Source organism: Pseudoalteromonas citrea, from assembly GCF_000238375.3.
In the GTDB taxonomy this organism is placed as follows: Bacteria; Pseudomonadota; Gammaproteobacteria; order Enterobacterales; family Alteromonadaceae; genus Pseudoalteromonas; species Pseudoalteromonas citrea.
The window spans coordinates 257,805-281,777 of record NZ_AHBZ03000022.1; the positions used below are offsets into that span (position 1 = coordinate 257,805).

The following is a 23,973-nucleotide window of genomic DNA, read 5'->3' on the forward strand; positions in this document are numbered from 1 at the left end:
ATATCCAGAGTCAATAACGATTAAGCAGTAGCTGCTTCTTTTTTCTCTTCTCTTACAAGAGGAGATGCTTCAGTTACAGCAGTTTTAGTACGCATAACTAAGTTACGAAGTACTGCATCGTTGTAGCGGAAAGAAGTTTCAAGCTCGTTGATTACTTCAGTTGTTGCTTCAACGTTCATAAGAACATAGTGTGCTTTATGAAGCTTCTCGATTGGGTATGCCAATTGACGACGGCCCCAGTCTTCAAGACGGTGAATAGTACCACCAGCTTCAGTGATAGAACCAGTATAACGCTCGATCATACCAGGTACTTGCTCACTTTGATCTGGGTGAACCATGAATACGATTTCGTAATGACGCATGGATATTCCTTACGGTTAATATAGCCTTGTCCCGTTTCGGCCAGTCGGGGTAAGGCAAGGAACTAAATATGATAGCCGAAATGAGCGCGTATTTTACGCGTAGATTGAAAAATACGCAATAAGATTTTTTAGGAAATTAAGTGTATCGAAAAGATAATATAAAACAGGGGAATATAAATATTGGAGCGGCACACGAGGCTCGAACTCGTGACCTCGACCTTGGCAAGGTCGCGCTCTACCAACTGAGCTAGTGCCGCATCGCAGATCTGACAAAACAGATATAATTTGAAATTGGAGCGGCACACGAGGCTCGAACTCGTGACCTCGACCTTGGCAAGGTCGCGCTCTACCAACTGAGCTAGTGCCGCATCACAATGTGTAAGTTAAAAATTTGGAGCGGCACACGAGGCTCGAACTCGTGACCTCGACCTTGGCAAGGTCGCGCTCTACCAACTGAGCTAGTGCCGCTTTATAACTTACGCGCTTAAGTCTGGTATAAAAAACCCCGCAAGGCTTCTCGTCTTAAGCGGGGCAGGATTTTACAAGATAAAAAAAGCTTTGCAAGCACTTTTTTACAGATTAAAGAATTTTTGTTGGTATACCTTTAATTCCATAATTGAATCTTTGATGTCATCCAAAGCAAGGTGTGAACTTTTTTTCGTCACATCTTTTAGTAATTCAGGCTTCCAACGTCGTGCCAACTCTTTCACTGTACTCACATCTAAATTGCGATAATGAAAATACGCTTCAAGCTCTGGCATATATTTATTTAAAAATCGACGATCTTGACCAATTGAATTACCACACATTGGTGATTTAGCTGGCGGTACCCATGCTTTCAAAAAATCGAGTGTTTGTTTAATGGCATCTTCTTCAGTGAACTTACTGGCTTTACAGCGCGCAGTTAACCCAGAACGGCCGTGCTGGTTTGTACACCACTCGTCCATACCATCAAGGAGCTCATCACTTTGATGAACCGCGATTACTGGCCCTTCAGCCAATATATTTAAGTCGCCATCAGTGATCACTGTGGCTATTTCTAGTATTTTATCTGTTTTTGGTTCTAACCCCGTCATTTCGAGATCAAGCCAAATCAAATTTGATTCATTAAAAGACATAAACTACCTTAGCGGTACTTTCCTTTAGATCCAGTGCAATAAGATATATCATATTAGCTTCATCAGTTGACCTAAAGCTTTTTTTTAAAAAGCGGGGCATTTAATTGAGTTATAGACCAATTACATGCGGCTCACAAAACAAACAGTACATTAATAGGCAAATTTAAACAAATTTCCTGTTACTGAACGAAAGATCAAAGTGAACATGGCAAAACAAAAGAAACTTAGTAAAGGCCAATCCAGACGGATAAGCGCCAACCACCAAAAACGTTTGCACAAAGCGAAACAGCAAAAAGCAGACACGACAGATACCACGTGGCAGGCTGATAACTTAGGCCCAACCGAACCTGCTGTGGTACTCAGCCGCTTTGGTCAACATGCCGATATTGAAACACACGGTGGCGAAGTCTTACGCTGTAATATTCGTCGTACAGTCTCGAACTTAGTGTGTGGTGACGAAGTGATATTCCGTCGCGCAAAAGTCAGTGAAGGCGATTTAGCTGGCGTGATAGAAGCTACAGAAGAGCGCCGTAGCCAACTTACTCGCCCTGATTTTTATGATGGTATCAAAGTTGTTGCGGCCAATATTGACCAAATCTTAATGGTTTCCGCTGTCTTACCTGAGTTTACACCGCAAATTATCGACCGTTATTTGGTCGCCTGTGAAGATATGGGTATTGAACCAATTTTAGTGCTCAATAAAATTGACTTGCTAGATGACGAAGGGCTGCAACATATCGAAGAAGTACTCGATATTTATCGAGGCTTAGGATATAAAGTTTTGTTGGTAAGCAATAAGTCAAAGCAAGGTATTGATGAATTAAAACAGCAGCTTGTAGATAAAAACAGTATTTTTGTTGGCCAATCTGGTGTGGGTAAGTCGACTTTAGTGAACACGGTTTTACCCAATGCAGACATTCTGACGAAACAAGTCTCTGAAAATAGCGGGCTTGGCCAACACACCACGACCGTATCTCGACTTCACCACCTACCATCTGGCGGTAACCTCATTGATTCACCGGGTATTCGTGAATTTGGTTTATGGCACCTCGATGTTGAGCGTGTGACTTTTTGCTTTAAAGAGTTTAGAGAGTATATCGGCGGATGCCGCTTTAGAGACTGTAAACATTTGAACGACCCAGGTTGCTTATTAATTGAAGCGGTTGAGCAAGGAAAAATTAGCCAATTACGTTTTGATAGCTATCATCGCATACTGGAGTCCATGGCTGATGGCCGAGCAGGCGCTAGAGCACCGCGCGTCTAAGCGTAAACTAAAAGTATGTTAGACTAATTCAAATTTTTTAGGAATCGTAAAGTGAACTTGGATAAATTTAAAATTGCCATGCAATATGCCATGCCAAAGCATGCGATATCACGCCTTGTCGGTAAACTTGCAGCAGCACAAGCGGGCGCATTAACCACACAGTTAATTAAGCTTTTTATAAAACAATACAAAATTAATATGCGTGAAGCGTTATATGAAGATCCCGCTCATTATAAAACCTTCAATGAATTTTTTACTCGCCCATTAAAACCGGGGATCCGTCCCCTTGCAGAAGATGAGCATATCGTTGCTCATCCGGTTGATGGTGCAATTAGCCAATTAGGTGATGTCGTTGATGGACAAATTATTCAAGCCAAAGGCCACGATTACAGCCTACAAACTTTACTCGGTGGCAAAGAAGAAGATGTCTCGCCTTTTTTAGGGGGTAAATTTGCTTGTATTTACCTTGCTCCAAAAGATTACCACCGTATTCACATGCCAGTTGATGGCGTGCTAAAGCGCATGATTTATGTGCCAGGCGATTTGTTTTCAGTCAACCCACTCACCGCCCAAAATGTCCCAAATTTGTTTGCGCGCAATGAACGTGTAGTCGCCATTTTTGATACGGCCATGGGTCCACTGGCCATGGTGTTAGTTGGCGCAACAATAGTCGCCAGCATTGAAACCATTTGGGCGGGTACTGTCACTCCCCCTGCTGGTAAAGATGTATTTAGCTGGGATTACCCTGAGAGCGGCACCAATGCCGTTCATTTGAAAAAAGGCGAAGAAATGGGTCGCTTTAAATTAGGTTCAACGGTTATTTTAGCTTGGAGTGCCAATGAAGCTGATTTCTTAGAAGGCGAGCTACCTGAAACAACCACTCGCATGGGGACTCCGTTTGCCCAAAGAGTGTCTGTTTAAAACCCGCTAATTCTTATCAAAAAGCCTGCAGAACGCAGGCTTTTTTAGTCATTCTGTCGGTGCCCTAGTCACCCACAATTGTGACATTCAGGGTCAACATGCAACTGAAATTCTCGTACCGAGAGCCCCATCGCCTCAACTTGCCGCATACCGCTACCGGATACGTGTCCCAGTAGCATATTCACCGTCAATAATGCCTGCATCGACCCTATCATCCCCAGCAAGGGCCCTAATACGCCAAAGTTATCGCAATTAAGTGGCGCGTCATGATCACTCTGAGGAAACACACATGCATAACATGGCGATGATTGCCTAAAATCAAAATGAATCACTTGGCCTTGCGTGCCAATTGCGGCACCAGATATCAAAATAATGTGATGCTTAGAACAAAAGCGATTTAATAAATAACGCGTTTGATAATTATCACTACAATCTAGCACGACATCAGGAGAGCCGATGTGTTGCATAATATTGTCTGCATCAATACGCGCATGAATTGGCTGCACATCAATCTGATTGTTCAAGCTGGCTAACACTTTACTCGCCGCTTTTGCTTTTCCCTGCCCTAAGTGATTTACCTTGTATAAGATTTGCCTCTGTAAATTAGACAAATCAACTTCGTCATCATCAATAAAGGTTAACTTCCCAATCCCAGCTGCGGCCAAATACAATAGGGCTGGGCTACCTAACCCACCACAGCCGACAACACACACATGGGCATTCTTTAATTTTAACTGCCCTTCTAAGCCGATCTCACTGAGCAATAAATGGCGGCTGTAACGGATCTGTTCTTTCTCCGTTAATAACAAATTTTCATCACTCATATCGCGGTGATTCGTGTGATCAAACTCAGCCATGAAGCACAGCATTTAATTGAGATATTGCGGCTTCATAGTCATCGGCTTCAGTAATGGCTCGTACCACAGCAACACTACCCACTCCAGTATCGGCAACTTGTGCAGCACGCGTTAAATCTATCCCTCCAATCGCAACTGTAGGATAGGTATCACGCATCAGTGGTACAAAGTGCTGTAATTTCTCTAAACCTTGAATTTGCCCAGTCATATCCTTGGTGGTGGTCGGGTAAATAGCACCAAATGCTAAATAGCTAGGCCTATAATTATGCGCACGAACCATTTCATAAAAACCATGCGTAGATAACCCTAAGCATAACCCAGCGCTTTGAATGGCTGCTAAATTGGCTTTATCTAAATCCTCTTGACCCAAATGTACACCATATGCGCCGTGCTGAATCGCTAACTGCCAATGATCATTAATAAAGACACGCCCTTGGTATTTTTTGCCTAAGGTAATCGCCGTTTCAATATCCTGTTCTAAGGTCGGCGACTGAGCGTCTTTAACCCGTAATTGCACTGTTGGTACACCCGCAGCCAAACACTTTTCAACCCAATCAAGGGTATCAACCACGGCATACAAACCTAGCTCACCCTGTGTACTGGCAAACCCCGCTGAAAAATTAAAGTCACTCGGTGTCTCTAACTCTAACTCATCACCTAACCAACTTCCCGCTTCAATAACTTGAGGAAAATATTCAAGCTCTTCAGGAAAAGACGTATGAGCAACAGGCCCTATCCCTTCGCCATATCGTCTGCCGATGCTCAACCCTTTATTGATATAAGCTTTACCCAGAATAAAAGCATCTTTAAGTGGGTAGCCTTTGGCTAAGCATGCTGCAATAGAAGATGCAAGGCTGCAACCAGTACCGTGAGTATGTGGCGTAACAACCGCTTCATTACCTAGCCAATACTCTTCTTGTTCAGCTGATACAGCAAAATCGACACAGTAGCCTTTGGGAAAGTCCCAATGCCCCCCTTTAATGACAACCGATTTAACCCCAAAAGATTGTAACTTTCTTGCCGCTTCTTTTACCGCACTGGGGCCGATTAAATACACGCCGGTCAGAAGCTGTGTTTCATGGGTATTCGGTGTGATCACATCAACCAAAGGCAACAAGTGGGCTTTCAGCGCATCAACCGTATCTTCTTCTGTTAATAAATCACCACTGGTGGCGATTGCTACCGGATCATAAACAACAATCGGCGGCTCTGACCATGTTTGCTTATAATGACTCAAATGCTCAGCAATCAATTGAATTTGTTGCACGTTTGCCAACATACCAATTTTAATCACTTTGGCTGGCATATCATGAATAAGTGCTTGTAGCTGGGATTCTATGACATCGGTTGACATGGCGTTTAGCGCTTCTACCCCTAAGCTGTTTTGCGCCGTTAACGCAGTTATAACTGTACAAGCATGTACATTAAAGCTTTGCATTGCTTTTATATCAGCTTGAATACCTGCTCCACCGCCAGAATCAGATCCAGCTATACTCCATACAACATCAGCCACAAAGACTCCTTAAAATTATTCACATTCAGTATTTATAGTTACGAGTTTATACAATAACTACTGATGCCAAAATGGCATACCCATCGTGGGCGTAGAAGGCGCTGCCACTTCTTTTTCTGGCATCGCTTGTGCTAAAAAAGCACTGCGTCCTGCACTAACGGCATGAGAAAAGGCCTTCGCCATCAATACCGGGCAACCCGCCCCAGCTATTGCTGAATTTAATAGCACCGCATCGTACCCCATTTCTAACGCTTGGCAAGCGTGAGATGGCAGACCGAGTCCGGCATCCACAATCAAGGTCATATCAGGCAAGCGTTCGCGAATGGTTTTTAGGTTATAAGGATTTAACAACCCCTTGCCGGTCCCAATTGGCGCGCCCCACGGCATCAATACTTCACAGCCTAGTGCCGCCAAACGTTGGCACAAAACCAAATCATCCGTGCAATACGGCAAGACTTTAAAGCCATCGTTTAATAAGATGTCAGTGGCCTCTAACAAAGCAATTGGATCAGGCTGTAGATTATATTCATCGCCAATCAATTCTAATTTTATCCAATCGGTGGCAAACACTTCACGGCACATCTTCGCCAAGGTCACCACTTCCTTTACACTGTGGCACCCTGCGGTATTAGGCAATACCGTCAATCCGGTATCTTTAATTAATTGCCAAAAGTCTTCACCCGCAGAAACTGAGTTCTGTCGACGCAATGACACAGTGACAATTTCAGAGCCTGCTGCAACTATCGATTCTTGCATGATTTTTGGCGATGGATATAACGCAGAACCTATCAATAATCGGCTAGAGAACGTCTCTCCGTAAATAGTTAACGGGGTATCTTCACGCATATTTTACCCCCCTTGAATAGGGGAAAGTAAATCAATGTTATCTCCCGCTTTTAAATCTGTTTCTGCACATTGGCTGCGGGGTACAAACTCACCATTTACTGCCACAGCGAACGGCTCTTTCGCTCCCTTTGCCAAAATAAACTCTCGTAAATTTGGTGTAGTCAACTGCGTTGTTTTACCATTAAAAACTACTTTCATAACAAACCTTTACTAAGTGCCTCAGACACTACCGCTGGGGCAAGTAAATAACCATGACGGTACAGTCCATTGATACGGATCACATTACCATTGTGTTCAATACGCGGTCGATTATCACTAAATGCAGGTCTTAAACCAGCATTGATTGCCATGACACGTGCTTCAGCAAAACCACTGTGGACAGTATAAGCCGCCGATAACAACTCCAATGTAGAACGCACTGTAATAGGCCCCCTATCTTGTGACTCGATCTCAGTTGCCCCAATCACAAACTCGTGATTTGGCTTAGGCGCAATATAGATAGGATAGCGAGGGTGCATTAATCTCACAGGGCGGTTTAGCTCCACTTCAGGGGCATAAACCCGCGCAACCTCACCTCTGACTCCGCGTAAATCCTTAGCCTCGTTTTGCGCACCAAGCCCTCTGCAATCAATGACCCAGTCAAAGTGTTCGCCATCAATAGACATCGTCTCAGCTATAGTATCTGAGCAGGTGATCTGACGATTAAAATGGAATGAAACATCACACTTTTGCAAAAAAGCAAAGCTGGCTCGATAAAAAGCTAAGTTATCTAACTGCCCTTCGCACGGCAAATATAATCCTTGATGAAAGCGCCCTGCTAAATCAGGCTCTAGTTCGCGAATTTGTGCCGTACTCAGCGAGTGCGCAATGTGGCTATCTAAAGGCTTTAAACGCTGAGAAAAGCTATTTAGATCGCCTTTATCTTGTGCATGTGCGACAACCAAGGTACCCGATTGCTGAAAAAAAACGGGGTCTGATAATTGCGCTAAAAGCGCTGGCCACATTGTCATTGACTTAAGGCCTAACTCTGCCAAATCAGTTTCACAAATAACCGATTCAGCCAAGGGTGCAAGCATTGCTGCCGCTAACGCTCCTGCACTATTACTGGCATGTTCATCGCTGGCTTCATATACACTAAGTTGGGCTTTTTCATGTAACATGAGCGCGGTAACACGCCCAATAAGGCCAAACCCTAAAATCGCAACTTTTGGCGTGTTCATCATAACGTCCTATTTTGCGCGCAAGAGTGATATTCTCATGACAAGCGCTTTATTTAACTTGCCATGAGATAACTGTGAGGGCTTACTAACCCTCAAATTAAACGCGTAACGTTATACCGCTTTGTGGTAAATCTCAGAGCCGGTACTTTTAAACTCTTCTGATTTAGCTTTCATTTCAGCTTCCACGTCCACCATTTTTATTTCGATGGCGTCACCCACGTTATTAGGATCAATACCTCGTGACTCTAAATCTTTAGCGTAATCTCGCACTTCTTGGGTAATTTTCATTGAACAGAACTTAGGTCCACACATAGAACAAAAGTGTGCCACTTTTCCTGACTCTTGTGGCAAGGTTTCATCATGATATTCACGGGCACGATCTGGGTCTAAACCTAGGTTAAACTGATCATACCAGCGGAACTCAAAACGCGCTTTCGATAAGGCATTATCGCGCACTTGTGCGCCAGGGTGACCTTTTGCCAAGTCCGCTGCATGTGCTGCAATCTTGTAGGTGATCAAGCCTTCTTTTACGTCTTCTTTATTCGGTAAACCTAAGTGCTCTTTTGGTGTTACATAACATAACATTGCACAGCCATACCAAGCGATTTGCGCAGCACCAATCCCTGACGTAAAGTGGTCATAACCAGGTGCAATATCTGTCGTCAACGGACCTAAGGTATAAAATGGGGCTTCATGACAGTGCTCAAGCTGCTCTTTCATGTTTTCTTCAATCATATGCATTGGCACGTGACCTGGGCCTTCAATGAACACCTGCACGTCATGTTTCCAAGCCAATTGGGTCAACTCACCCAATGTACGTAGCTCTGAGAACTGCGCATCATCGTTAGCATCAGCAATCGAACCTGGGCGCAAACCATCACCTAAAGAGAAACACACATCATACTGCTTCATGATTTCACAGATATCTTCAAAATGGGTGTATAAGAAGTTTTCTTTATGATGCGCTAAACACCACTTCGCCATGATAGAACCACCACGTGACACAATCCCCGTCACACGCTTTGCCGTCATTGGTACATAACGCAACAATACGCCCGCATGAATCGTGAAGTAATCCACACCTTGCTCTGCTTGTTCAATCAAAGTGTCACGGAAAATTTCCCACGTAAGATCTTCTGCAACACCATTTACTTTTTCCAACGCTTGATAGATAGGTACGGTACCGATTGGTACAGGTGAGTTACGTACCACCCATTCACGTGTTTCATGAATATAGCGTCCTGTTGAGAGATCCATCACCGTATCTGCACCCCAACGGGTAGACCAAACTAACTTTTCAACTTCTTCTTCAATTGATGAAGTCACCGAAGAGTTACCGATATTGGCGTTTACTTTAACCAAAAAGTTACGGCCAACAATCATCGGCTCTGATTCAGGGTGGTTGATGTTATTAGGTAAAATGGCACGGCCACGGGCAATTTCATCACGAACAAATTCAGGGGTAATAAAGTCAGGGATTGACGCGCCAAACGAGTTACCTTTGTGCTGTTCAGCCAAAATCTCTTCACGTAGTTTTGCACGGCCCATGTTTTCACGGATTGCGACATATTCCATTTCAGGTGTCACTATACCTTGGCGTGCATAGTACATCTGTGTCACGTTTTTACCCGGCTTTGCACAGCGAATTTTTGGTAAATGTTCAAAGCGTAGGTGATCAAGCCCTTCATCAGCCATACGCTGCTGTGAGAACTGCGAAGTCACTGACTCAAGCCACTGTGTATCTTCACGCGCGTCTATCCAAGCTTGTCTAAACTTAGGTAGTCCCTCTCGCACATTTAATTCAAAATCTGGATCTGTGTAAGGGCCTGATGTGTCATACACTCGAATTGGCTCATTCTTTTCATACACAGGGTTTTCTTCTGTCCCGCCAACAAAAGTATCTGTTTGAGTGATTTCACGCATACCAACACGAACACCAGATGCATCGCCATCTACGTATACTTTATGAGAACTAGGAAAAGGTTGGCCCGTTAAGTTATAAATATACTCAGATGCTGCTGCACGAGTTTCACGGCGGGACGGCTTGCTACTATTGTTTGACATGACTTGCCTCATTATTAGTTAAGGTGTCTTGTCAGAACTCCATTAAAGGAGCGAGATGAGGTTTCCCCCAGAAGATCTAAATTATCGCATCAAAAAACATATGATAATTTAAGGCAGCCTACAAACTTACGTTTGTAATACAGGCAGCTTGTTCCCTACGCAGGTGTTAGCCTGATCAGGTTCACGGATCCCGCACGAATGCGATCTCAGCCCAAAGGGCACTCCGACAAGTAACGAATTAATGAGGAGTCTACTTAAGATGTACTCAACCTGCAACTGAAACGGCAGATTTAAACATTAAACGTGGTTCTCCATTTAAAATTAATACACCCTGTTCTATTTTTGCAGGTACACCAATTTCCAACATATTCAGTAGCATTTGTTCCACTTGATTCACCGGCTCATCACAGAGCTTTCGGGTCATGCCCATGTCACGTATAAATAGCTGGCCATCTGCAATTTCACCCAAGCCAAAAAAACGGTTACAACCCGTAAAACCATTTACCTGTAATGCTTCAATAAAGCGCAAAGAAACCGAGGAGTCGACAATCGCTTCTTGCCCGATATGTGTAAGCTGCCACTGTGTATATTTTAGCTGTGTATTGCTCACGCTCCCTGTTGATACACACCCGACTAAAAAAGCGCCCAATGCGCATAAAAACATGCTGATTTTCATGGTAAACCAAATAAAACTGAATTATGACAATTATACACTCTTATTTGCTGCTAATTATGAAAAAAGCCGAGTTTTTAGGGCTAAAACACTTAAAGTGAATCAAAAAGACAGCTTATTTCCTCTGGTAGGTACGGACGGCCCTGTTCATTCACCGATGTCCATGTGGTCACAGCATTAAGCATGAGTTTTCCATCTATTTTCCGCACAATTTTCTGTAAAAATTGTGATTTTAGTTTACTCACACGTTCGACTTTCACCTCAACAAAAAAGGTGTCTCCGGGCTTAAGTGAACTTTTATAATCAACCTCGGAGCGGATCACGACTAAGTTAATATTACAGGCGGCAAGTTCCGCAAAATCGAGTCCTTTAGACAGTAAAAATTCATGTCGTGCGTGCTCTAAATAATTAAAGTAAACACTGTTGTTCACTATACCTTGCAAATCACATTCATAATCACGCACCTTAAAATCTACCGTAAATGTCACTGTCATATCCCGAAGCTAATATTTATGCGCTTTATAACATATTTCTAGATGATAATGATTCTAAGTTGCTGGGCATTTGCTAAAATGTGGGCAATTCACATGGAACCACTCAAAAATATGAACAAGCTCAAACTCTCTTGCCTTGCTACGGCATTATTGCCATTACTTTCTCAGCCGGCTTTTGCTGGTGCTGATAATAAATCTATTGAAACCATCGAAGTCACTGGAGACTTTCATAAAGAACGTGTACTCACGCTCAGTGCCAGTGCATCTGTATTTGATCAAAAAACCTTAAATGCTAGAGGTGCTGCCTATTTAGATGAAATACTAAATAACGCAGCGAATGTTAACTTTACCGCAGGCGCCTCTCGCGGACGCTTTATTCAGATCCGTGGTGTTGGATTAAGATCACAATTTGTTGACCCAATAAACCCAAGTATTGGTCTATTAATTGATGGGATTAATTACTCAGGGCTTGGTGGTAGCGCTTTATTGTTCGATGTTGAGCAAGTAGCTATATATCGAGGCCCTCAAGGCACACGCTTTGGTGCCGACGCAATGGCTGGCATGATTGATATGCAATCGAATGCACCAACGCTAGAAAACGCCCTAAATCTAAAGTTAGGCGTGAGCAACTACGATGGTAAAGAAGCAGGAATAGCCGTAGGAACAGGTATTACCGATGATACTTCTGCCAGAGCCAGCTTTTTTAAAAAACGCTCGGATGGTTACGGAGAAAATTTATATGTTAATACACCGACCAACCAGCAAGATGAGCAAGTTGCACGTTTTAAAATTCATACCATGTGGAGTGACACTCTAAAAACGGAGCTGGTTGCACACAACATCGATATTGATAATGGCTATGATGGCTTTACACTCGATAACAGCCGAAATAGTGTTGCCGATGAACCTGGTAAAGATAACCAAAAAAGTAATGCCATCGCGTTTAATCTTAAATACAGTGGCAGCGAACTTGTTAATTTAGACATTGCCACTACGCATTTGAACGCTGATACGCTCTACAGCTATGATGAAGACTGGGTCTGTAGTGATCTGACACAACCCATATTATGCGCACCAGGCCTACAACCATACAGCTATACATCAAAAGACAGCTACGCACGCGATCACCAGCGTGGTACATTTGAGTTTAAGCTATCCGGTAAAAATAATGACTGGGTAACAGGGTTATATGCACAACGTCGAGATGTAGAACTTAGGCGTCAATATAACGATAGCGGCTTTAATTCACACAATAGTGTGAGCCAAATTGCCTTATATGGCCAAAAGATCACAGACCTTACTGAGAATGTATCACTGATCACAGGCGTTCGCGCAGAACGCTACGACACAGACTACTTTGATAACAACCAAATCGTAAACAAAGCAGATGACACCATGTGGGGCGCAAAAGTCGCGCTAGAATACCAAGTGGTGCCACGTACCATGATTTACACAAGCTTATCACGTGGTTATAAGATAGGCGGGGTCAATGGTGAAGCGCTTGCTAAAGCAAATGACGAAGGATTAAATATTCCCGCAGAAAACTTTACCTTTGCACCGGAATATCTTTGGAATGCGGAGTTTGGCGTTAAAGGACAATCAGAAGATAAGCGCCATATATTAAGCTTAAGTGCATTTTATATGCATCGTGATGACATGCAGCTCAAAGCATGGCAAGTACAAGATCAGCAATTTGCCGGCTATATTGCCAACGCAAGTCAAGGCCGTAATTACGGTTTAGAGCTAGAAGGTAGCGTTCAATATACTGATAGCTTAAGCTTTACCTATAGTGCTGGCTATCTTGATACCAAAATTGAAGACTTCGTGACGCAAAGCGGCATCAATCAAAATGGCAGAGAACAAGCCCAAGCACCAAGGTATCAATATGCGCTGCGAGCTAACTATTTCTTTAGCGATAATCTAGAAGCTCAAATTGGTTTTGAAGGCAAAGATGACTATTACTACTCAGATAGCCACAATGCCAAAGCTAGTAACCAAAATTTAATCAACGCAAGCTTAAGCTATTATGGTGATAATTGGACGCTGACAGCATGGGGGCGTAATTTAGCTGACCGCGACGTGCCAGTTAGAGGGTTTAGATTTGGTAATAATGCCTTAAAAGATTATGCAACTGAAACGTTTGTACAGTATGGCGAACCGCGCGTTGCAGGGCTCACTTTTAGCTACCAACTGTAAAGTTACAATAAAAAAGCGCTCTATCTAGTGAGCGCTTTTTTGCAACCAATGCCTAGGTATTATTCTACGTCAGGCAAATTACGACCATAAAACACTTCTTGAATTTCACGATTCAAACGCGTTTTGATCTCTTCTTCTTCATCACGACTTAAATCATCGGTCGTAATACCAAATAAATAGGTATTAAGATCGGTTTCTTTGAGCATCATCTTGGTATGAAATAAATTCTCTTGATATACGTTCACATCGAGCATTTGATATGCTTCTTTGGTGTCTTCACTCATATAATTTTGAATTGAATGGATCGCATGATCAATATAGTGCTTCACACCACTTATGTCTCGGGTAAAACCGCGTACACGATAATCAATAGTAACCACATCTGACTCTAAAGAGTGAATTAAGAAATTAAGCGCTTTCAGTGGAGAGATCACGCCACAGGTCGACACTTCAATATCCGCTCTAAAGGTGCATATACCATCATTTGGGTGTGCTTCAGGATAGGTATGGACACATATATGGCTTTTGTCTAAATGTGCGACCACAGATTCAGGTAACGGTCCTGGTGTTTCATTGCTATCAAAAGTCTGTTGTTCAACAGGCTCTTCCGATACCAATATCGTTACACTCGCCCCTTGAGGATCATAATCTTGACGCGCGATATTCAATACATTGGCGCCAATAATATCTACGACATCTTTCAAAATATCAGTTAACCGATCAGCACTATATTGCTCATCAATGTATTCTAGATATTCTTTACGCTGTTGCTCTGTTTTAGCATAGCAAATATCGTAAATACTGAAGCTTAAACTCTTAGTTAAGTTGTTAAAGCCATGGAGTTTAATTTTATCAAAGGGCTTGTTCACGATAGACAACCTTTAAACTGTAAATCTGCGATGCAGAACGAAAAGTTCGCGGATTTTATACGAAAATTGGACTATGAAAAAGTGTTATTTTACGTCGCTCGCTACGACTTCGTGGCTATGCGTAATTTTTACTGTTTTATCAAGCATTAACGCAACAGAACAATACTTTTCAGCTGACAATTGAACCGCTCTGGCCAAGTGCTTTTCTGACACGTTAGTGCCTGTCACAACAAAGTGTAGATTCATTTTCGTAAATACTCTAGGAGCAGACTCTGCACGCTCACTGGTCAACTTCACTTCAACGTTTTCAATTTGCTGCTTTGCTTTTTTCAAAATGCTCACCACATCCACTGAAGAGCAACAACCCGCTGACATTAGTACCATTTCCATTGGGCTGGGTGCTGCGCCATCGGCACCCGTATCAAACACCACATTGTGACCTGATTCTGAACGGCCAATAAACGTATCGCCGTCTACCCACTTAACACTTGCTTGCATACTACTACCTCGTTATAAAGCATAACACCGCCCTGTAGGCGGTGTTATTTAAATTATTTGCTGCTTACAGCAGCTACTGCTTAAACAGCTGAATCGAACAAATTTTTTACTAAGCCTGCAAACTCTTCAATGAATGCATTTTGCTCTTTCGTAACGCGCTGATCAGTAACACTCGACAGCACTTCTTGTAAGTCGTATACAATGCCATCGACTTCACGTACGATCAAGCTACGCTGCTCAGTCGTTAATTCTGTATGTTGTTCACAAATCCTGATCACATTCTCAGCAATCACATCTTCGATTAGTTCCATCACCGTTGGTGCACCAGGAACTATTTCGCCTGGCTTTTCAAATAAGGCTAAATTTTGCGTTAAGTACATGACCAACTCATCATAACCCTGCTTATCCAACACCATACTTTGCTCACCTGATTCTATCAAAGACATCTCCTATTGATTTAAGCAGAAACTCATGTCTATTGCTACTTTTGTAGCGTCGACAAGGACAAAAAAGCAGCCGAAGCTGCTTTTTATCATTCTAAAGACTTGGATAATACGGTAATTTATTCCGTCAACCAAGCTTACCAGTACCTTTAATCGATATTTAGGCCTGGGCTAAGAGTGCCTGGCAGAGAAACCTTTTCAAGCTCCACTGAAGCTACAGGGTATGCACAGTAATCAGCGGCATAATATGCACTTGCCCTGTGGTTGCCCGATGCTCCAATACCACCAAATGGCGCTGCGCTTGAAGCACCCGTAATTGGGCGGTTCCAATTCACAATACCAGCACGAATACGACGTAAGAAATAGTCATAATCCGCTTCGCTATCGCTTAGAAGGCCAGCAGATAAACCAAAGCTTGTATCATTGGCTTTTTCAATTGCGGCATCAAAGTCATCAAAACGGAATACTTTAAGTAATGGACCAAAATGCTCATCATCTGGGAAATCAGTTACATTAGAGCACTCTAAAATACCCGGTGTTACAAAACCAGTGCCTTCAGTATGCGTTAGCTCAATGAGGGCTTCAGCACCTAAATCAAGCAGCTGTTGTTGCGCAGCAACCATACCAGCAGCAGCTTGAGATGAGATCATTGACCCCATGAAAGGCTGATCAGCTGCATCAAAGTCACCGACTTTAATCGCTTTAGTTGCACGAATTAGGTGTGCTAGGATTTCATCACCTTGCGCATCGTTTGGTAAAAATAACTTACGCGCACAGGTACAACGTTGGCCACTTGAGATAAACGCCGATTGAATAATGTCATGAACAACAGCCTTAGTGTCACTCGCACCTTTAACGATTAATGGGTTATTTCCACCCATTTCAAGCGCAAGAATTTTACCCGGCTGACCGGCATACTGCTCATGTAAAATATGGCCTGTACGAGAGGAACCTGTAAAGAATAAGCCATCGATCCCTTTATGCGATGCTAACGCTTTGCCTGTTTCTACTTCACCCTGTACTAGATTGATCACGCCTGCTGGTAAACCCGCTTCAAGCCAGTACTTTAACGTTAGCTCTGCAACCTGTGGTGTGAGCTCTGATGGTTTAAAGATCACGGTATTACCTGCTAAAAGTGCAGGTACTATGTGACCATTAGGTAAGTGACCAGGAAAATTATAAGGACCAAATACTGCAACAACCCCATGCGCTTTATGACGAATTACGGCGCGCCCTACTGGCATTGCATTTTCTACCGTGCCAGTTCTTTCTTGGTATGCTTTTTCAGAGATTGCAATTTTACCCACCATGGCGCCCGCTTCAGTGCGAGTTTCCCATAATGGCTTGCCTGTTTCCTTTGCAATCGTAATCGCAAGTTCTTCACTATTTGCTTTTAAAACTTCAGCAAAACGCTTGACAATAGTTAAGCGCTCTGAAAAATCTAAGTCACTCCAACTAAAAAACGCTTGGCGTGCCGCATTAACTGCCGTGTCTACTTGTTCAGATGACGCAGCCTTTGCAGTCCAAATCACGTCGTTATTAGCTGGATTCACTGAACTAAACTCAGTACCTAAACCTGTTACCCATTCGCCATTAATTAATTGAGCAGGATGTGTTGTCATAATTAGTCCCTACAAATTAGAGTGTTGCGATGCTGACAGAGTCACCATCAACGATGTTAAGTGCATTAGCAACGTCAGCCCCAATGATGATTTCATTGCTGCTACTGTCAAAATGAAGATCAGCAACCGTTGCCCGATATCCAGCAAGTTTATCATTAGCAATCATCACAGGGAAACCACCTGCGTTATTGCCAACTTTTACAACTTTTTGTTGTGAGCCACGCACTGTACGAATATTGTCGACTTTTGCTTCCACGGTCGGCCCCGCGTCAAAGATGTCAACGTAACCGTTAAACGTGAAGCCTTCACTTTTTAACAACTCAATAGCCGGACGCGTATTGTCATGTACCTGACCAATCACTTCTTGTGCTGCTTTGCTAAGGAGATTTACGTAAATTGGGTACTTCGGCATTAGTTCTGCAATAAAGACCTTTTGCCCTATGCCCGTTAAATAATCGGCTGTTGGGAAGTCCATTGAAAAGAAATGTTCTTCTAGCCATTGCCAAAATGGGCTTTGACCTGAGTCATCTGAAACACCACGCATTTCAGCAATAACGGTGTCAGCAAAACGCTGCTGATGCTGCTTTATAAACATAAAACGCGATTTAGACAGAAGTTTGCCATTTAAGCCTTTGCGATAATCACCTTTTAAAAACAAAGTACATAGCTCTGTTGCACCAGTGTAATCGTTACAAAGCGTTAGAATATCCACTGCTTTATAAACATCGAGTGTCCGCGAAGAATGGATCACCTTACTCAAATGATAATGATAAAAAGCATCATCAAGGCCCACTGCCGCTTCAATAGCGCTGGTCCCTACAACTTCTCCGGTTTCACTATCTTCAAGTACAAACAGATACCCTTCATCAGAGGGAACATCTGTTTGTTTTTCAAATGACGCTTCTGAGCGTGCAATTTTGTTTTGTAAAAGCTCTTCATTAATTGGTAATGAAGTAAAGCCATGCCCAGATTCATGAGCAATGTTTAAAAGCGCTGGATAGTCGCTTTCTTGGATTGGGCGAAGGATCATCATGAGCCCGCTTACTCCTCAAATAAATACACTTGACGGTAGATTGGGGCCAAAAACTCGACCCCAATAAGAATTAGGCGTTGTTAGCAACAACACTGGCTACCGCTTTTTCAAAGCGTGCCATACCTTCGCGGATATCCGCTTCAGGAATAACAAGAGATGGCGTGAAACGCACAACATCTGCGCCTGCAACTAAAGACATAACACCTTCTTGCGTAGCAGCCACTAAAAACTCTTTAGCACGGCCTTTATATTGCTCAGTAACAACACCGCCTAACAACAAACCTTTACCACGAATTTCACTAAATACATTGTATTTATCATTGATTGCGGTTAACAATTCACGGAATAATGCTTCTTTTGCTTTAACGCCCGCAAGTACTTCTTCAGTATTCACTGTGTCAAAAGCAGCTTCAGCAACCGCACATGCTAGAGGGTTACCACCATATGTTGACCCATGAGTACCGATTTTAAGATGCTTTGCAATCTCTGTAGTTGTGATCATCGCACCAATAGGGAAACCACCACCCAGCGCTTTCGCTGTAGTTAAAATATCAGGAGTTACATCTAAGCCTTGATATGCATATAGGTCACCGGTACGGCCAACACCTGTCTGTACTTCATCAAAAATCAGTAACGCATTATGTTTAGTACATAGTGCACGAACACCTTTAACAAAGTCAGCTTCTGGAGAAACAATTCCACCTTCGCCTTGTAATGGTTCCATCATAACAGCACATGTATTGTCAGAAATAAGTGCTTCAAATGCCGCAAGGTCATTGTAGTCACAATGTGCAATATCACCAGGCTTCGGACCAAAACCATCTGAATAGGCTGCCTGCCCACCAACGGTTACGGTAAAGAAAGTACGACCGTGGAAGCCTTTATTGAAAGAAATAATTTGTGACTTGTGTTCACCATGATTATCAAGTGCAAAACGACGTGCCAGTTTTAATGCGGCTTCGTTAGCTTCAGCACCTGAATTTGCAAAATAGACTTTATCTGCAAATGTTGCATCAACCAGTTTTTTAGCTAAACGTAATGACGGTTCATTCGTCATTACGTTCGACAAGTGCCAAATTTTTTCGCCTTGCTCTTTTAATGCACTCACCAACGCAGGATGACAATGGCCTAAACAATTTACCGCAATACCACCGGCGAAGTCGATAAACTCACGTCCCTCTTGATCCCAAACTCTAGAGCCTTCTCCTTTCACAGGGATAATAGCTGAAGGTGCGTAGTTAGGTACCATTACTTGGTCAAATAGTTCACGATTAATAGTCATTTATTTTCCTCATTAGGTTGAGTACAGCACCCTATATTGTGGATTAAAAAGCAAGAACCTTCACGGGTAATTTGCTCAAAAATTATCACATGGTGCAAAATTCATTCGCTTATTATTCCAGAAAACCCAGCAAAAGTCTCTTATAAGACTTACGCACAGGCCTTGTTATGCAAGGGATCGGGGTAAATTTTCATAGTGAGTGAATAACTATCTATCGTAAAGTTAGAAGATCCTATAGGGTATCAAGTCATCCTCGAGAGTGTATAAAAACCAAGCATGAATGAATAGTCGTAAAAAACTTTGCTTAATTTTTATAAAATAGTCAGCTGTAGGCTTTGGAAAGCACATTTAGCCAGTATTTTTTGCTCTTCTTGTGACAGACCCAAGTGCATAAACCACACCTGAGCTTCATCCGGTTCAATCAACTGGCTGTCCTTTAATGATAAATACTGGGCATAGCCATGTGCTTTTCGTACGACTTCAGTTAAAGGCAATGGGTCAGTGACATTTTTTGTTGTTGTCGGTAAATACCCCGCGGTAAACTCCTCCATTGCGGCATTAAAAGGAAGATAACGAAAAGCCATTTTCTCGATTAAAGTACGCGACAACGTTGGTGCACGCTCTAGCAGAAGGTGCCTTAAAAATAGCGGATCAGGACCCAACTCCAGCAAAGCAGTATGTAAATCTTTATGGCTTTTATCTCGTGCTATCCGTACCTTGTCTTGCCATACCTTTTCAAAGGTATGTAAATACAAGCGCGTTAATGCGATTTTACCTGCATCAACCAACATACCCAGTGTAAAAGCGTGCTGTTCCTTAACACCATACAGAGGAGCTAACTCTTTTGCAGCAATGGCAGTTGACATACTCATGTCGCGAAGTTTACGCTTCAACAAAGGAAAAGGCTCTGTTGAATGTGGCATCCAATGACGCATAGCGAACGTTGGGATCACCATTTGTAAGTTTTCTAGTCCTAGATACCGCAAAGCTAATGCTGGCGTGTCAACTTTAATTGCCGTGCCTTTTGCACTTTGCTTGCGATATTGAGGTAAGTTAACCAATGATACCAGATCTCTCCCAAGCCAAGGCAAATCGTTAACTAATGGTTCCAAGCGGCCTATTGAAGCTGACTTAACAGCTAATAAATCTAAGATAGTTGGAACTGAATCTTGAATCCCCACCACTTCATAATAAATATTATCAACATCAGCAAGCTGCGTTTCAATAGACGACTCTATGATCTGATGTAAGTGAATACTCGCTTTAGCAATATATTTATGATGGCTCGTGCTAGTTTGTTGACGTTTTGCCGCAGCCGCGATTTCCACTTCAAGCATGGTGCGCTGTGCTATTTTCTCGCCATAGTTAATCTCAAGCGTATGAATATAACCAATTTGCTGCTGAGCAAAATTGTGGCTAATCAATAAATCATGTGCTCGTTCCGCAAGAGCTTGAGCGATTCTCACCTGCTTTGTGTCTTCAGTCATATATGGATAATTTCGCTTTTAGCATGATACATCTATAGATTAGAAGCGCCTGAGAAAGTTATCAAGTAATGCTAAACCTTGCTCTGTTAAAATCGCTTCAGGGTGAAACTGTACACCTTCCAGTGCTAAGTCATTATGAGATAAGCCCATGATCTCATCTATCTCATCATATTCATCAACGGTCCATGCGGTGATTTTAAGCGCATCAGGTAATGAGTACTTATCAACAATCAATGAGTGATACCTACATACCGTCAAAGGGTCAGGAAGCCCTGAGAATATCCCCTTATTATTGTGACGGATACTACTGGTCTTTCCATGCATTACTTGCCGTGCCCTGAGCACTTTAGCCCCTAACGCTTGGGCTATACTCTGGTGTCCTAAGCATATACCCAAAATAGGATATATACCTTTTAGCTGCTCAACAACACTGAGCGATACTCCTGCATCATCAGGTGTACATGGGCCAGGAGACAATACAATATGCTCTGGGTTTAGCGCTTTTATTTGTGCAATAGATAATTCATCATTACGTTTCACCAAAACCTCTTGGTCTAAACGCTGGAAATACTGCACCAAGTTATACGTAAATGAATCATAATTATCTATCATCAACAGCATTCAGTTATTACTCTTTCAATCATTTTTCTATTATTTACAATAAAGGTATACCCTTAAAAAGGGTGTTTATTCAAACTGTTGTAAGATACATCAAGTCACTTAGATCACGTTATACCTTGGACAACGCATGCTGCGCTTATCATTTATGACCTTAATTAGGCCCTATTGCGCAGTCATATTTTAAAGCATTATCAGAATTGATGTAACAATTTTAAGCAGGGAATACTGCGGCCACCCCAGCACAATGCGTCAAAAAGCCAATATAATCATGTTCTGCACATCACATGAACCTATCAAAACAAAATAGGAACACCCTTTTAGAATGGGCCTTTCAAGCCATTTAAGTAAAAAAACAGTTAAAGAAAACAATAGAATGTATATGAGATATCAATTTGGCCCGAAATTTGCTAAAAGCATTTATTTCTATTGCGCTATTTGTTAGAGTGCGCGCGTCCTCATCCTGTAGGACATCCTGTTGATGATGTATCTCTCGCAAGAGGATACACCGTATTGATAGCTTCTCCCCAGATTGCTATACCGGCTCACTATATTGGTGGGCCGTGTTTTTCTCACACCGTTAAAATTTGCACCACGTTTTTCGCTTCTTTCCACACTCTTTCCATTCTTGCGTGATAATATATTGCTTTCCTTCGTATGAAATAGGACATCATAGTGTTAAAACCTTTACTGATCGCACTGAGTGTATTCTCAACTAACGCTCTAGCTACATGGCAACTAGATCACACCAAAAGCGACTTAAGCTTTACGTCAATTAAAAAAGCTCAGATCGCAGAAAATCATCACTTTAAGAAACTCGAAGGCCAGATAGATAATGCAGGGAAGTTACACTTTAATATCGACCTAAGTAGCGTAGAGTCGATGATCCCAATCCGTAATCAGCGCATGCAAGCCATGCTTTTTGAGGTCGCTAAATTTCCAAAAGCTTATGTCACTGCCGATGTATCAAAACACTTAACCTCATTAAAAAGTGGCACACAAATACTCAAAAATGTTAGTGCTAGATTAGACTTACATGGTCAGCAGCAAACTTTCACCATGGATTTGGTCATAAATAAACACAATAGTCAGCTACAGATTAATCCTGTGCGTGCAATCTTAATTAATGCTGCATCATACGACCTAACTCGAGGGATAGAAGCTTTGAGGAAAGTTGCTGGATTAGATCGTATTGCAACCACGGTTCCTGTGACATTTACTCTCACCTTTAATGAACAGTCTAACTGATCTCGTGGCGGCGCTTAAAACGCCGCATGCACCTACCGAAAAATGGCAACCGAGTACTTGTGGACTTATCGATATTTCAATAGATAGCCAAGCTAAATGGCATCACCAAGGCAGCGAAATTACTCGAGCAGGCTTAGTTAAACTCTTCGCATCAGTATTAAGTTGTAAAAACGGCATTTATACTTTAACGACGCCTTCTGAACAGTGTGTCATTGACGTTCAAGATGCACCCTTTTTAATTACCGCGTGGTATATTCACCCAGTGGATATAGGGTCAGTGATTGTTTGTGAAGATAACTTGGGACGTCATTGGCCTTTATGCGAACACTTTCCATTAGAAATCAAACAGTACAAAGGGCAATGGGTGCCTTACTTAATGCTGCCTCATGGCCTCACCGCAAGATTACAGCGTAATGTTTACTACCAATGGGCTGACATTGCAGAGCAAGATATACAAGGTGCATATCTTAACTCGGCAAATACTCGTTACTATTTAACTTAACGCCGTTAAATATGTTGATGACACAAAAGTTACGCTTGCTCTTGTGTTGCTTCTTCTTTTACAAATGGACCTAAATACCAGTCATCCAATTTCCAGGCTAATTCGTTTAAGCCTATCCCTTTCAAAGAAGAAAACGCGTGAACCGTAATATCGGCATCAAGTTGAGCCAAAGCCCGTCTTACTTGAAGAACTTCAGCCTTTCGCTTACCTTGCTTTAACTTATCAGCTTTAGTCAACAGAGCCAGTATTGGGATTTTACTATCGACAGCCCAGTTGATTAAATCCATATCTAAATCTTTTAATGGATGACGAATATCCATTAAGACCACCAATCCCTTTAAACTTTTACGCTTTTGTAGGTACTCACCCAAAGAACGTTGCCACTTCTTCTTCATTTCAATAGGTACCTTGGCAAAGCCATAGCCAGGTAAATCTATCAAACGCTTTTCTTCATCAAGCTCGAAGGTGTTTATCAACTGAGTACGTCCAGGGGTTTTACTGGTGCGCGCTAATTTTTGATCCGTTAATGCATTTAGTGCACTAGACTTACCCGCATTAGATCGACCAGCAAACGCTACTTCAATACCTTCATCTAAAGGTAACTTTGAAATATCAGGGGCACTGGTAATAAAACTAGCAGTGTTATACTTAATACGAGATTTGAGCACGCGCTCTCCTACAAAAACAAATAGCAATGACGACTATAGTTTATATCAGATAGCCGCTGCGCAAAAGTAAACATTTAGTATTGGGGCATGATAAAAACCGTCATTTCGTGCCATACAAACTTAATCTAAGTCAAAACCTCATAATTTATAGGTCTAATATGAGTAGAAAACGTGC

General features: G+C 42.3%; 24 protein-coding genes, 3 tRNA genes and 1 riboswitch. Of the genes, 5 read left to right on the forward strand and 22 right to left on the reverse strand.

Features of this window, described 5'->3' with window-relative positions; all coding sequences use genetic code 11:
* Positions 1-20: 20 nt before the first annotated feature.
* The 5 genes from rpsF to orn form a co-directional block, all read right to left on the reverse strand.
* Positions 21-362, reverse strand: a complete 342-nt coding sequence (gene rpsF, locus PCIT_RS15510; protein ID WP_010365570.1) for a 30S ribosomal protein S6 — start codon at positions 360-362, stop codon at positions 21-23.
* 181 nt (positions 363-543) lie between these two features.
* Positions 544-619: transfer RNA gene (locus tag PCIT_RS15515), tRNA-Gly, on the reverse strand.
* 35 nt (positions 620-654) lie between these two features.
* Positions 655-730 (reverse strand) — tRNA-Gly (locus PCIT_RS15520).
* A gap of 24 nt (positions 731-754) precedes the next feature.
* Positions 755-830: transfer RNA gene (locus PCIT_RS15525), tRNA-Gly, on the reverse strand.
* A gap of 104 nt (positions 831-934) precedes the next feature.
* Complete coding sequence (gene orn / locus PCIT_RS15530) at positions 935-1,480, reverse strand: oligoribonuclease (protein WP_010365568.1); 546 nt, start codon at positions 1,478-1,480, stop codon at positions 935-937.
* Between the two features lie 205 nt (positions 1,481-1,685).
* On the opposite strand from orn, the gene rsgA reads away from it, so the two are divergent.
* Together rsgA and asd are read left to right on the forward strand one after the other, a co-directional pair.
* Positions 1,686-2,744 carry a small ribosomal subunit biogenesis GTPase RsgA gene (gene rsgA, locus PCIT_RS15535; RefSeq protein ID WP_010365567.1) on the forward strand — a complete coding sequence of 353 codons (1,059 nt, stop codon included), beginning with the start codon at positions 1,686-1,688 and terminating at the stop codon, positions 2,742-2,744.
* A 51-nt stretch (positions 2,745-2,795) separates the two neighbouring features.
* Positions 2,796-3,665 (forward strand): archaetidylserine decarboxylase, encoded by an 870-nt coding sequence (gene asd / locus PCIT_RS15540; RefSeq protein WP_040696905.1) that lies wholly within the window; start codon positions 2,796-2,798, stop codon positions 3,663-3,665.
* 68 nt (positions 3,666-3,733) lie between these two features.
* On the opposite strand, the gene PCIT_RS15545 is transcribed toward asd, so the two are convergent.
* The 8 genes from PCIT_RS15545 to PCIT_RS15580 all read right to left on the reverse strand — a co-directional run bounded on the left by PCIT_RS15545 (position 3,734) and on the right by PCIT_RS15580 (position 11,326).
* Positions 3,734-4,522 carry a HesA/MoeB/ThiF family protein gene (locus PCIT_RS15545; RefSeq protein WP_010365562.1) on the reverse strand — a complete coding sequence of 263 codons (789 nt, stop codon included), beginning with the start codon at positions 4,520-4,522 and terminating at the stop codon, positions 3,734-3,736.
* Positions 4,515-6,035: a thiamine phosphate synthase gene (gene thiE, locus PCIT_RS15550; RefSeq protein ID WP_010365560.1), complete on the reverse strand. Its 1,521-nt coding sequence runs from the start codon at positions 6,033-6,035 to the stop codon at positions 4,515-4,517. Before thiE ends, PCIT_RS15545 begins: the two co-directional genes overlap by 8 nt.
* Before the next feature lie 57 nt (positions 6,036-6,092).
* The gene (locus tag PCIT_RS15555) at positions 6,093-6,881 is read right to left on the reverse strand and encodes a thiazole synthase (protein ID WP_010365558.1); all 789 of its coding nucleotides are present in this window, start codon (positions 6,879-6,881) and stop codon (positions 6,093-6,095) included.
* A 3-nt stretch (positions 6,882-6,884) separates the two neighbouring features.
* On the reverse strand, positions 6,885-7,079 hold the full coding sequence (gene thiS / locus PCIT_RS15560; protein WP_010365556.1) for a sulfur carrier protein ThiS: 195 nt from the start codon (positions 7,077-7,079) through the stop codon (positions 6,885-6,887).
* Positions 7,076-8,101, reverse strand: coding sequence for an FAD-dependent oxidoreductase (locus PCIT_RS15565; RefSeq protein ID WP_010365554.1), 1,026 nt, complete (start codon positions 8,099-8,101; stop codon positions 7,076-7,078). Before PCIT_RS15565 ends, thiS begins: the two co-directional genes overlap by 4 nt.
* A 111-nt stretch (positions 8,102-8,212) precedes the next feature.
* On the reverse strand, positions 8,213-10,165 hold the full coding sequence (thiC, locus tag PCIT_RS15570; protein ID WP_010365552.1) for a phosphomethylpyrimidine synthase ThiC: 1,953 nt from the start codon (positions 10,163-10,165) through the stop codon (positions 8,213-8,215).
* A 135-nt stretch (positions 10,166-10,300) separates the two neighbouring features.
* Positions 10,301-10,401, reverse strand: a riboswitch (TPP riboswitch).
* A 29-nt stretch (positions 10,402-10,430) separates the two neighbouring features.
* Positions 10,431-10,841, reverse strand: coding sequence for an META domain-containing protein (locus tag PCIT_RS15575; RefSeq protein WP_010365551.1), 411 nt, complete (start codon positions 10,839-10,841; stop codon positions 10,431-10,433).
* 89 nt (positions 10,842-10,930) lie between these two features.
* On the reverse strand, positions 10,931-11,326 hold the full coding sequence (locus tag PCIT_RS15580) for an acyl-CoA thioesterase (RefSeq protein WP_010365549.1): 396 nt from the start codon (positions 11,324-11,326) through the stop codon (positions 10,931-10,933).
* Between the two features lie 99 nt (positions 11,327-11,425).
* On the opposite strand from PCIT_RS15580, the gene PCIT_RS15585 reads away from it, so the two are divergent.
* Positions 11,426-13,528, forward strand: coding sequence for a TonB-dependent receptor (locus tag PCIT_RS15585; protein WP_010365547.1), 2,103 nt, complete (start codon positions 11,426-11,428; stop codon positions 13,526-13,528).
* A 59-nt stretch (positions 13,529-13,587) separates the two neighbouring features.
* On the opposite strand, the gene speD is transcribed toward PCIT_RS15585, so the two are convergent.
* The 8 genes from speD to PCIT_RS15625 form a co-directional block, all read right to left on the reverse strand.
* Positions 13,588-14,397, reverse strand: coding sequence for an adenosylmethionine decarboxylase (gene speD / locus PCIT_RS15590; RefSeq protein WP_010365545.1), 810 nt, complete (start codon positions 14,395-14,397; stop codon positions 13,588-13,590).
* Between the two features lie 84 nt (positions 14,398-14,481).
* Positions 14,482-14,895, reverse strand: coding sequence for an OsmC family protein (locus PCIT_RS15595; RefSeq protein ID WP_010365542.1), 414 nt, complete (start codon positions 14,893-14,895; stop codon positions 14,482-14,484).
* An 80-nt stretch (positions 14,896-14,975) separates the two neighbouring features.
* Positions 14,976-15,311, reverse strand: coding sequence for a DUF3802 family protein (locus tag PCIT_RS15600; protein WP_192992818.1), 336 nt, complete (start codon positions 15,309-15,311; stop codon positions 14,976-14,978).
* A 176-nt stretch (positions 15,312-15,487) separates the two neighbouring features.
* A complete protein-coding gene (gene astD, locus PCIT_RS15605; protein WP_010365539.1) occupies positions 15,488-16,960 on the reverse strand; it encodes a succinylglutamate-semialdehyde dehydrogenase in 1,473 nt (490 codons plus the stop codon).
* Between the two features lie 16 nt (positions 16,961-16,976).
* Positions 16,977-17,993 carry an arginine N-succinyltransferase gene (gene astA / locus PCIT_RS15610; RefSeq protein ID WP_010365537.1) on the reverse strand — a complete coding sequence of 339 codons (1,017 nt, stop codon included), beginning with the start codon at positions 17,991-17,993 and terminating at the stop codon, positions 16,977-16,979.
* Between the two features lie 70 nt (positions 17,994-18,063).
* The gene (locus PCIT_RS15615; RefSeq protein ID WP_010365535.1) at positions 18,064-19,275 is read right to left on the reverse strand and encodes an aspartate aminotransferase family protein; all 1,212 of its coding nucleotides are present in this window, start codon (positions 19,273-19,275) and stop codon (positions 18,064-18,066) included.
* A 311-nt stretch (positions 19,276-19,586) separates the two neighbouring features.
* Positions 19,587-20,762, reverse strand: a complete 1,176-nt coding sequence (locus PCIT_RS15620) for an HDOD domain-containing protein (RefSeq protein ID WP_010365534.1) — start codon at positions 20,760-20,762, stop codon at positions 19,587-19,589.
* 39 nt (positions 20,763-20,801) lie between these two features.
* Positions 20,802-21,383 carry an anthranilate synthase component II gene (locus tag PCIT_RS15625; protein ID WP_010365532.1) on the reverse strand — a complete coding sequence of 194 codons (582 nt, stop codon included), beginning with the start codon at positions 21,381-21,383 and terminating at the stop codon, positions 20,802-20,804.
* Positions 21,384-22,055: 672 nt separating this feature from the next.
* On the opposite strand from PCIT_RS15625, the gene PCIT_RS15630 reads away from it, so the two are divergent.
* Positions 22,056-22,628: a YceI family protein gene (locus PCIT_RS15630; RefSeq protein WP_010365530.1), complete on the forward strand. Its 573-nt coding sequence runs from the start codon at positions 22,056-22,058 to the stop codon at positions 22,626-22,628.
* Entirely contained in the window at positions 22,612-23,130 is a 519-nt protein-coding gene (locus tag PCIT_RS15635) for a DUF1285 domain-containing protein (RefSeq protein WP_040696913.1), read from the forward strand. Before PCIT_RS15630 ends, PCIT_RS15635 begins: the two co-directional genes overlap by 17 nt.
* A 29-nt stretch (positions 23,131-23,159) precedes the next feature.
* On the opposite strand, the gene yihA is transcribed toward PCIT_RS15635, so the two are convergent.
* A complete protein-coding gene (gene yihA / locus PCIT_RS15640) occupies positions 23,160-23,798 on the reverse strand; it encodes a ribosome biogenesis GTP-binding protein YihA/YsxC (protein WP_010365526.1) in 639 nt (212 codons plus the stop codon).
* Positions 23,799-23,973 lie beyond the last annotated feature (175 nt).

Coding starts and splice junctions, on each gene's coding strand:
- rpsF (WP_010365570.1), bottom strand. CDS start 362: ATGCGTCATTACGAAATCGTATTCATGGTTCACCCAGATCAAAGTGAG.
- orn (WP_010365568.1), bottom strand. CDS start 1,480: ATGTCTTTTAATGAATCAAATTTGATTTGGCTTGATCTCGAAATGACG.
- rsgA (WP_010365567.1), top strand. CDS start 1,686: ATGGCAAAACAAAAGAAACTTAGTAAAGGCCAATCCAGACGGATAAGC.
- PCIT_RS15545 (WP_010365562.1), bottom strand. CDS start 4,522: ATGGCTGAGTTTGATCACACGAATCACCGCGATATGAGTGATGAAAAT.
- PCIT_RS15555 (WP_010365558.1), bottom strand. CDS start 6,881: ATGCGTGAAGATACCCCGTTAACTATTTACGGAGAGACGTTCTCTAGC.
- thiS (WP_010365556.1), bottom strand. CDS start 7,079: ATGAAAGTAGTTTTTAATGGTAAAACAACGCAGTTGACTACACCAAAT.
- PCIT_RS15565 (WP_010365554.1), bottom strand. CDS start 8,101: ATGAACACGCCAAAAGTTGCGATTTTAGGGTTTGGCCTTATTGGGCGT.
- thiC (WP_010365552.1), bottom strand. CDS start 10,165: ATGTCAAACAATAGTAGCAAGCCGTCCCGCCGTGAAACTCGTGCAGCA.
- PCIT_RS15575 (WP_010365551.1), bottom strand. CDS start 10,841: ATGAAAATCAGCATGTTTTTATGCGCATTGGGCGCTTTTTTAGTCGGG.
- PCIT_RS15585 (WP_010365547.1), top strand. CDS start 11,426: ATGGAACCACTCAAAAATATGAACAAGCTCAAACTCTCTTGCCTTGCT.
- PCIT_RS15595 (WP_010365542.1), bottom strand. CDS start 14,895: ATGCAAGCAAGTGTTAAGTGGGTAGACGGCGATACGTTTATTGGCCGT.
- PCIT_RS15600 (WP_192992818.1), bottom strand. CDS start 15,311: ATGGTGTTGGATAAGCAGGGTTATGATGAGTTGGTCATGTACTTAACG.
- astD (WP_010365539.1), bottom strand. CDS start 16,960: ATGACAACACATCCTGCTCAATTAATTAATGGCGAATGGGTAACAGGT.
- astA (WP_010365537.1), bottom strand. CDS start 17,993: ATGATGATCCTTCGCCCAATCCAAGAAAGCGACTATCCAGCGCTTTTA.
- PCIT_RS15615 (WP_010365535.1), bottom strand. CDS start 19,275: ATGACTATTAATCGTGAACTATTTGACCAAGTAATGGTACCTAACTAC.
- PCIT_RS15620 (WP_010365534.1), bottom strand. CDS start 20,762: ATGACTGAAGACACAAAGCAGGTGAGAATCGCTCAAGCTCTTGCGGAA.
- PCIT_RS15625 (WP_010365532.1), bottom strand. CDS start 21,383: ATGCTGTTGATGATAGATAATTATGATTCATTTACGTATAACTTGGTG.
- PCIT_RS15635 (WP_040696913.1), top strand. CDS start 22,612: ATGAACAGTCTAACTGATCTCGTGGCGGCGCTTAAAACGCCGCATGCA.